This is a genomic window from Streptomyces sp. NPDC007896 (assembly GCF_042959425.1).
In the GTDB taxonomy this organism is placed as follows: Bacteria; Actinomycetota; Actinomycetes; order Streptomycetales; family Streptomycetaceae; genus Streptomyces.
On the sequence record NZ_JBIBKX010000003.1, the window covers coordinates 696,132 to 704,354 of the forward strand.

8 protein-coding genes and 1 pseudogene are annotated in these 8,223 nt (G+C 70.0%); 7 read left to right on the forward strand and 2 right to left on the reverse strand.

Annotated features, from left to right (window positions below; all coding sequences use genetic code 11):
• The first annotated feature begins 264 nt into the window (after positions 1 to 264).
• From ACFZDJ_RS14575 to ACFZDJ_RS14600, 6 genes are all read left to right on the forward strand, one after another.
• The gene (locus tag ACFZDJ_RS14575) at positions 265 to 972 is read left to right on the forward strand and encodes an SDR family NAD(P)-dependent oxidoreductase (RefSeq protein ID WP_391059102.1); all 708 of its coding nucleotides are present in this window, start codon (positions 265 to 267) and stop codon (positions 970 to 972) included.
• 97 nt (positions 973 to 1,069) lie between these two features.
• The gene (locus ACFZDJ_RS14580; RefSeq protein WP_385374759.1) at positions 1,070 to 1,939 is read left to right on the forward strand and encodes an aldo/keto reductase family oxidoreductase; all 870 of its coding nucleotides are present in this window, start codon (positions 1,070 to 1,072) and stop codon (positions 1,937 to 1,939) included.
• Positions 1,940 to 2,067: 128 nt separating this feature from the next.
• Positions 2,068 to 2,751, forward strand: a complete 684-nt coding sequence (locus tag ACFZDJ_RS14585) for a TetR/AcrR family transcriptional regulator C-terminal domain-containing protein (protein WP_390931323.1) — start codon at positions 2,068 to 2,070, stop codon at positions 2,749 to 2,751.
• 509 nt (positions 2,752 to 3,260) lie between these two features.
• Positions 3,261 to 4,397 (forward strand): hypothetical protein, encoded by a 1,137-nt coding sequence (locus ACFZDJ_RS14590; protein ID WP_390931326.1) that lies wholly within the window; start codon positions 3,261 to 3,263, stop codon positions 4,395 to 4,397.
• Between the two features lie 208 nt (positions 4,398 to 4,605).
• A complete protein-coding gene (locus ACFZDJ_RS14595; RefSeq protein ID WP_391059188.1) occupies positions 4,606 to 5,490 on the forward strand; it encodes a serine hydrolase in 885 nt (294 codons plus the stop codon).
• Between the two features lie 239 nt (positions 5,491 to 5,729).
• Positions 5,730 to 7,085, forward strand: coding sequence for an MFS transporter (locus tag ACFZDJ_RS14600; RefSeq protein ID WP_391059104.1), 1,356 nt, complete (start codon positions 5,730 to 5,732; stop codon positions 7,083 to 7,085).
• 36 nt (positions 7,086 to 7,121) lie between these two features.
• Here the strand turns inward: ACFZDJ_RS14600 and ACFZDJ_RS14605 are convergent, their stop codons facing one another.
• Complete coding sequence (locus ACFZDJ_RS14605) at positions 7,122 to 7,622, reverse strand: winged helix-turn-helix transcriptional regulator (RefSeq protein WP_391059108.1); 501 nt, start codon at positions 7,620 to 7,622, stop codon at positions 7,122 to 7,124.
• Positions 7,623 to 7,698: 76 nt separating this feature from the next.
• On the opposite strand from ACFZDJ_RS14605, the gene ACFZDJ_RS14610 reads away from it, so the two are divergent.
• The gene (locus ACFZDJ_RS14610; protein WP_391059111.1) at positions 7,699 to 8,058 is read left to right on the forward strand and encodes a nuclear transport factor 2 family protein; all 360 of its coding nucleotides are present in this window, start codon (positions 7,699 to 7,701) and stop codon (positions 8,056 to 8,058) included.
• A gap of 9 nt (positions 8,059 to 8,067) precedes the next feature.
• Here ACFZDJ_RS14610 and ACFZDJ_RS14615 read toward each other — a convergent pair.
• Positions 8,068 to 8,223 (reverse strand): annotated as a pseudogene (locus ACFZDJ_RS14615) (IS110 family transposase); the annotation flags it as partial.

Genomic DNA, 8,223 nt, shown 5'->3' on the forward strand with positions numbered 1-8,223 from the left:
GGGTGTCTCCAGGGCGTCTTCCGGGCGTTTCGGTGTGCCGCGCGAATCTCCGACGGCCACCTGATCGCGGCGGTCCCGTCGTGCAGTCTGGCACTCGTGGTGCGGTCGGTTCGGGAGGGCCTCGCTGTCGCCCCTGCGGCCGGAGCCGCCATCACGCGCAGACAGATTCCTGGCGCGCCGCCGGACGCGTACGAGCCTGGTACCGACAGTCCCAGGAAGGCGGGGCTACTGGCTGTGAGCATGGTCCGGTCGCAGGGTGGAGTCATGACGGCAACACTCATCACCGGAGCGAACAAGGGTCTCGGCTACGAGACCGCCCGCCGGCTCGTCGCCGCGGGCCACATGGTCTACGTCGGCAGCCGGGACGCCGAACGCGGACGCCGGGCCGCCGAGCGACTGGGCGCACGGGCCGTACAGCTCGATGTCACCGACGACGCGTCGGTGCAGGCCGCCGTGAAGGCCATCGAGGCCGAGGGCGGCCTTGACGTACTGATCAACAACGCGGGCATCGAGTCGAGGGGCGAGGGCAACTCCGTGATCGGCGCCGCGGAGGTGACCGCCGACGTGATGCGGGAGACGTTCGAGACGAACGTCTTCGGCATCGTGCGCGTCACCCACGCCTTCCTCCCGCTGCTCCAGGCCTCGGCCGCCCCGGTGGTGGTCAACGTCAGCAGCGGGCTGGCCTCGCTGGCCCGGGTGAGCGATGCGGGTACCCCGGCGTACGCCTACCCGGGTGTCGCCTACCCGGCTTCCAAGACCACCGTCAACATGATCACCGTGCAGTACGCGAAGGCGTTCCCGAACATGCGGATCAACGCGGTGGAGCCCGGCTTCACCAAGACCGATCTGAACGGGAACACCGGCATCCAGACCGTCGAGCAGGGCGCCGAGATCATCGTGCGGACGGCGCAGATCGGCCCCGACGGTCCCACCGGGGGCTTCTTCGACGCCGAAGGCGCCCTTCCCTGGTAGTCCGAGCCGGTTCGTCACCTCGTACATGTGCCAGACCCCGCGACCGCCACTTCGCCACTCAGCCCCACTGCCCCACCGAACCAACAGGAGCATCGACATGACCGTGCAGTCTCTTCCCGGCGGAACGTTCACCATGGCCAAGGACCTGACGGTCACCCGCATGGGATACGGCGCCATGCAGCTCGCCGGTCCGCACGTGTTCGGGCCGCCGGCCGACCGGGACGCCGCCGTGGCCGTCCTGCGTGAGGCGGTCGAGCGGGGGATCACCCATATCGACACCTCCGACTTCTACGGCCCGTACGTCACCAACCAGATCATCAAGGAAGCGCTGCACCCCTACCCGGCCGGGCTGCACATCGTGACCAAGGTCGGAGCGCTGCGGGACGCCGAGGGTGGCTGGCCGAAGGCGCTGTCGCGCGACGAGCTGCGCCAGGCCGTGCACAGCAACCTCGACAACCTCGGCCTGGACGCACTCGACGTCGTCAACCTGCGGGTCGGAGGGCTCGACGCCCCCGAGCCGGGTTCGCTCGCCGAGCCGTTCACCGTGCTCGCGGAGCTCCAGCAGGAGGGGCTGATCAGGCATCTCGGTGTCAGTACCGTCTCCGCCGAGCAGATCAAGGAAGCCCAGTCCATCGCGCCCGTCGTGTGTGTGCAGAACTTCTACAACCTCGCGAACCGCGCCGACGACGCGCTGATCGACTCCCTGGCTGAGCAGGGCATCGCCTATGTGCCCTACTTCCCCATCGGCGGTTTCTCCCCGCTGCAGTCGGACACCCTGCACGCGGTCGCCGGCCGGCTGGGGACCACTCCGGTCGCCGTCGCCCTGGCCTGGCTGTTGCAGCGTTCCCCGAACATCCTGCTGATCCCCGGCACCTCCTCGGTGGCACACCTGCGCGACAACATCGCCGCTGCCGCCCTGGTCCTTCCCGAGAAGGAGCTGGCCGAGCTGAACGGGATCGCGGTGTGAGGAATGTGGGGTCGTTGCGCCGTGAGGCACGGACGTAGCGGCCCCACGGCGGTGTCCGGTGCGCCGTGTGTCCGTATCGTACGACACGAACTTGTTTTTTACGAACGCGTTCGTTATCCTTGCGCGGCATGAATCCAGAGAAGTCCGCTCCGATCAGCCGACGGGAACGCCCGGCGAAGCCCGCCCTGACCAGGCAGGGAATCATCGACGCCGCGCTGGCGATCCTTCGTGACGAGGGACTGGGCAAGGTGACGATGCGCCGCATCGCAGCGGCCCTCGACACCGGGCCCGCCTCGCTCTACGTCTACGTCCGCAACACAGGGGACCTGCACGCGCAGATCCTCGACTCCCTGTTGGGGCCGGTGAAGGTGCCCGCGCCGGAGGCCGGTACCTGGCGGGACCGGATGAAGGCGCTGCTGGCCGGCTATGGAGAGGTGCTCTTCCGGCATCCGGAGATCGCCCGGATGGCGATGTCCACACAGCCGAGTGGCCCGAACTACCTGGCGCTGGCGGATGCGATCCTCGGGCTCCTCGACGAGGGCGGGGTGTCGGGTCGGGAAGCGGCGTGGGCCATGGACCTGCTGCTGCTGTATCCCACCGCCGTGGCCGTCGAACACAGCTCCCCGGAGTCCGCCACGCGGGAGGCCGAGTTCTCCGCCCTGGCCGCGAAGATCGCCACGGCGGACCCGGCGCGCTACCCCCACATCGCCCGGCTCGGCGACACGCTCGTGTCGGGAGACGGCCCGGGCCGCTCCGACTGGGCTCTGGACGTCATCCTGGACGGAGTCCTCGCCGCGGCCTCTCGCGCCTAAGCCCCGTCGTCGAATTCCCGTCTGCCCCGCGACGCCATGCACGTACCAAACAGCGCGGCTGGTGAGAGTGGGGTGTGTGTTTCCCCTGTGTTGCAAGTCGCGCCCGAATGTATGTCTAGGGTTGATCCGTAAGCGCGGGAAGCCGCGAGGGCCGTGACCAGGCCCTCGGAACATGTCTCCGGCCGTACGGACAACGCGAGTTGAGTGCCTCGTACCTGAGCGTGGTTGTCGTGGCGGCAGGCACTTGAGTGCCGGAGCCCGCGGGGAACCGCCCACGGTCTGTGCCGCGGGTGCGGGAATGACAAGGGGTGTTGATGGAAGGCGCGGATCTTCCAGTGGGGGACCGGTGCGCGCCGGTCCGTGACGTCGCCGATCAGTTGGCGCGGTAGGCGCCTGTGCGGTGGGACGAGGGCCGGAAGGACGCGGGGGAACCGGCATGGGCGCAGGACCCGGAGCAAAGTCGCCGCGGAACGGGTGGCCGCGCCGCGGGACGGGCCGTCCCCTGGGTCATGCGGCAGGAACGCAAGGGCATACGTCCCCATATCGTCGTCCTGGCGGCGTGGACGTTGCTCTGGTTCCTGTTGGTGCAGAGACACGGGGGGATCTCCTGGCACTACCTGCGAACCGGAGGCCAGCTGCTCTTCGGCGCCGTTCCCGGTGGCGGCCTGGCCATCTACGCCAACCATCCGGAGTTGCAGATCGGCCCCGTGAGCTTTCTGGCGGCCGCGCTGTTCGCCCCGCTGCCACCCCACGTGGCGGAGGTGCTGGCTGAGGCGGTGATGTCCGCGCTCGGCCTCTACATGCTGGTTCTGGTCGGCCGCAGCGCCGCCGACCACAACCGCGGCACGGGACTCAACCACCGCCGACTCCAGCAGCGGGTGCTCGTGGCAGGGGTGGCCTTCATTCCGATGTGGGTCGAAGTAGCGGTCCGTTTCGCCCACTTGGACGACGTACTCGCGCTGTTCTTCACCACTTTGGCCGTACGTGCCCTGGTGCGGGGCCAAGGGCGCACGGTGGGCATCATGCTCGCGCTGGCGGTGGACTCGAAACCCTGGGCGCTGGCGTTCGCGGCTCTGCTGCTCGCCCTGCCGACCGCGCAACGACGCAACTCCGCGCTCTGGACGGTCGGCCTGGTGGCCGTCGCGTGGCTGCCGTTCTACGTCACCCATCTCAACTCGGCTGCCGCCGCCCGATTCACCATCGCCAACCAGCCCGCGTCGGCGCTGCGTTGGCTGGGCGTGCTGGCCCCGGCCACGCCCTGGTGGGACCGTCCGGCCCAAGTACTCCTGGGACTTGGTCTCGGCGCCCTGGCGGTACTCAGAGGCCGCTGGCCCGCGGTCGTGCTGCTCGGCGCCGACGCCCGCATCGCGCTGGACCCGAGCGTCTACACGTACTACAGCGCCTCGATCCTGCTCGGCACCCTGCTGTGGGACGCGGTCGGGCAGCGCCGCCTGGTGCCGTGGTGGAGCTGGATCGCCCTGCTCTCCCTGTACGGCAGCACCCTGCTGGTGCCCTCCGACCGAGTCTGCGGCCTGATCCGGCTGGCGTTCGCCGCCGGTTCGGCGGCCTACGTCCTGCTGGGGCCCGTGCCACGCAGCCGGCGACCCGTGCCGAAGGCTCCTTCTCCGGCGTCCCCCCAGGTGTGAACGCCGCCGCGGTGACCATCCGCAGGGATGAATGGGTTGATGAATGTCACACGGCTAAAAACCTCCGAATTCGGACATATCGCTATTTACCGTGCACCTGGGTCCCTTCCGTCCCTGTAGCGTCGCCGTCATTCGGGAATCGGGATGTGCCTGTGAAAGGGCTCCCGATGTGACCGCAGACACAGAGCAGGGAATCTTCATGCCGGACATGCACGCACTGCGCCGCGCGCGGCGCGGACTGGCCGCGACCGCGGCCGCCGGGACGGTGCTCACGGCGCTCTTCGCCGCCACCCCGGCCCGGGCGAGCACCGCCGACGCCACCGCCACCGTCGGCGGCTCCCAGGTGAAGTGCACCTCGCAGCGGCCGGGGCTCGCGGCCCGGCTGTCGAAGGACATCGCGGGCGCCCTGCACGGGCGGGACCGCGCCGCGGCGCTCGCGCTGTACGACCGCACCACGGGGACCTCGTGCAGCTTCCGGGCCGACACCGCCTTCGACTCGGCGAGCGTGGTCAAGGTCACGATATTGGGGGCGCTGCTGCGCCAGACCATGGAGCAGCACCGGGCCCTGACCGCTCGCGAGGTGGAACTGACCACCGCCATGATCACCAAGTCGGACAACGACGCGACGAACGCCCTGTGGCACCAGATCGGCCACGCCGGCATCCAGCACTTCCTGAGCTTGGCCGGGATGGAGGACACCGTCCCCGGGCCCAAGGGTTACTGGGGGCACACCCAGGTCACGGCCGAGGACCAGCTGAAGCTGCTCCGACTGCTCACCTCGGACAACTCCGTCCTCGACCGGGACGCGCGTACGTACGCCCTCCGGCTCATGAACCGGGTCGTCCCCGAGCAGCGTTGGGGAACGCCGGCCGGGGCCCCCGCGACGGCGACCGTTCAGGTCAAGAACGGCTGGCTGCCGCGCGACACCCACGGCTGGCGGGTGCACAGCGTCGGTGTGTTCACCGGCGGCGGTCACGACTACGGAATGGCCGTGCTCTCCCAGGACAACCGCGCGATGGCCGACGGCGTCGCGACCGTCGAGGGCGCCGCCCGTGCCGTCAACCGGGACCTGAACACATCGACTGCCGCGTAGGTATTCCCTTTTCGCGCCGATCAGCCGGACGTTAGGGTGCGGGCAGCGAGTGTGATCCCCGAGGAGTCGAGACATGGTCGGTCGTCCGAGCGCGCGTTGACGTCGTAGGCCCTGAGCGGCCCGTCATCGCGTGCTGCCCTTGATGTGCGGCACAGCGAGCCTTCCCCCACCTGAACCGTCGGCGTCCTCGTCGTGCGCCGGGTGGCGGCCTCTGTCGTGCGCGACCCAAGGGGTTTCCTGTGCCGGACGCTTCCTCCTGTCCGTCCTCCTCGTCCGGCTCATCCTCCTCGCCATCCTCCGCGTCCGGCTCGGGGCGTCCTGTTCCGCAGGCCCTCCGGCGCGACGCCGACTTCCGCCGGCTGTGGGTGGGGCAGACGGCCTCCCAACTCGGCGAACACGCGAGCCTGGTGGTCCTACCGCTCATCGCGGTTCTGACACTCGACGCCGATGCCGGCCGGTTGGGCGTCCTCCGCGCGGTGGGGCAGGCGCCGATCCTGCTGTTCGCGCTCCTCGTCGGCGCGTGGGTGGACCGATGGCGGACCCGCACGGTGATGGTGCTGGCGGACCTCGGCCGGGCCCTGGCGCTGGGCGGCGCCGCCCTGGCCGGACTCCTCGGCGGGCTCGGCATGCCGGCGCTGCTCGTGGTCGCCTTCACGGTCGGGGCCCTGTCGGTGTTCTTCGACGTGGCGTACCAGGCCTCTCTGGTACGACTGGTGAAGCGCGACCGGTTGACGTGGGCCACCAGCGCGATCGAGGGCAGCCGCTCGGCGGCGCAGATCGTCGGCCCCGCCCTGGGCGGCGCGCTGGTGTCACTTCTGTCGGCGCCGATCGCCGCCGCGTCCTGCGCCGTGTCCTTCGTGCTGTCGTTCTTGTCGATCCGGCGGATCCGGCGCCGCGAATCGGTCCCCGAGGGCTCGGGACGGGCCCCTCGGGTCTGGTGTCGGATCCACGAGGGCCTGCGCTTCGTCGCCGGGGACACCTACCTACGGACCGTGGGCCTGGCCTCGGCCGCCTTCCAGTTCTCCTTCGCGGCGATGATGACCGGCTATCTGCTCTTCCTGCCACGGGAATTGCACCTGTCGGGCGGCGTCGTGGGGCTGACGCTCGCCGCCACGGGGCCGGGCGCACTCCTGGGTTCCGTGCTGGCCGCCCGGCTCCCGGGCCGGTTCGGTCACGGCGTGGTGCTCGTGTCGGCGGCGGCGCTCGGCGACGGCGTGATGCTGTGCGTGCCCGCGCTGCGCGGCCCCTCCGCGGTGACGATCCCCTCGCTCGTCGCGGTCAACTTGGTGTTCGGGACCTTCGGCCAACTGGTGAACGTCACGGTCATGGCCGTGCGGCAGGCCGTCACCCCGGACGGGATGCAAGGCCGCGTGGCCGCGACGATCACGTTCGTCGGCATGGGGGTCACCCCGCTCGGCTCGCTGTTCGGCGGCTTTCTCGCGGGGGAGTGGGGGCTGCGCGCCAGCCTTCTGGTGACGGCCGCCGGCATGACGCTGTCCCCGGCGCTGATGGCCCTGTCCCCACTCGCCCGCCTGGGACGCGAGCTGCCCGCGCGGGACGTGCCGCGCGGCCGTCGCCCCCCTCGGCCCGGCTGAGCGGTCGCGGGGGCGGCGCTCAGCCGTCGGGGCCGCTCACCTCGCCGTCGTCGACCCGTTCGTGTAGCGGTCGCGCATGGCGGGGCTCGCCGCCGGGCCCGCCGTGAAGACGAAGGCGTCGCTGTCGTCGAGCCGACGGCCGGTCCTGGCGTCGACGACGACGGGCTCGACCTCCTCGCCGCTGTCCGCGTCGACGAGGATCATGCTGCGGTCCCGCGGCGCCAGCCGGGAGTTGCCCCAGGCGGCCAGGGCGACTATCACCGGGCGGAGCGAGCGGCCGAGCTCCGTCAGGACGTACTCGTGGCGTACGGGGCTGGTCTGGTACGGCCGACGCTCCAGCAGTCCGTCCGCGACGAGGCTCTTGAGCCGGGCCGTGAGCATGCTGGAGGAGATTCCCAGGTTCTCCTGGAACTGGTCGAAGCGGGTATAGCCGTCGAAGGCGTCGTGGAGGATCAGCAGCGTCCACCACTCGCCCACGTGGTCCACCGTCGTGGACAGCGGGCACTCCCGGTCCTCCAGCCTGATCCGGCTCGACACGGCGCCCCCTTCAGTTACTGCTAAAGTCGAAGTTAGTGGCTTCTATTTTAGCAGTAACCGAAGGGCGGAGCCCGCCATGCAGCACGACCAGCCCCAAGTCATCGCTCCGGACACCCTGCCCGAGGTGATCACCCGCTATCTCACGGCGCACCGCGCCCACGACACCGCCGTGGCCATCGCCACGTTCACCCAGGACGCCACGGTGATCGACGACGGCAACACCTACCAGGGCACCGCCGCCATCGAGCGGTGGCTGAACCGGTCGGCGAGCGAGTTCACGTACACCATCGATCTCACCGGGGCCGAGCGCACCGACGCGAGGCACTACACCGCCACGCACCACCTCGAAGGCGACTTCCCCGGCGGAACCGTCGATCTGCGTTACCGGTTCACGCTCCGCGGTGACCTCGTGGAACGCCTCGTCATCGATTCCTAATGCGGTCTGTCAAGCCGCGAGGACGGTGGGCGGCGTGAGTTCGTAGCACCGTCCGTCGCGCAGAAGGGCACAGAGGACGTTCACACGGCGTCGGGCGAGAGCGAGGACGGCCTGGGTGTGACGCTTGCCCTCGGCTCGTTTGCGATCGTAGAACCGGCGGGACTC

What these genes read in the sequence shown, in the direction of transcription:
- ACFZDJ_RS14575 (WP_391059102.1), top strand. Translation starts at nt 265, where the DNA reads ATGACGGCAACACTCATCACCGGAGCGAACAAGGGTCTCGGCTACGAG.
- ACFZDJ_RS14580 (WP_385374759.1), top strand. Translation starts at nt 1,070, where the DNA reads ATGACCGTGCAGTCTCTTCCCGGCGGAACGTTCACCATGGCCAAGGAC.
- ACFZDJ_RS14585 (WP_390931323.1), top strand. Translation starts at nt 2,068, where the DNA reads ATGAATCCAGAGAAGTCCGCTCCGATCAGCCGACGGGAACGCCCGGCG.
- ACFZDJ_RS14590 (WP_390931326.1), top strand. Translation starts at nt 3,261, where the DNA reads ATGCGGCAGGAACGCAAGGGCATACGTCCCCATATCGTCGTCCTGGCG.
- ACFZDJ_RS14595 (WP_391059188.1), top strand. Translation starts at nt 4,606, where the DNA reads ATGCACGCACTGCGCCGCGCGCGGCGCGGACTGGCCGCGACCGCGGCC.
- ACFZDJ_RS14610 (WP_391059111.1), top strand. Translation starts at nt 7,699, where the DNA reads ATGCAGCACGACCAGCCCCAAGTCATCGCTCCGGACACCCTGCCCGAG.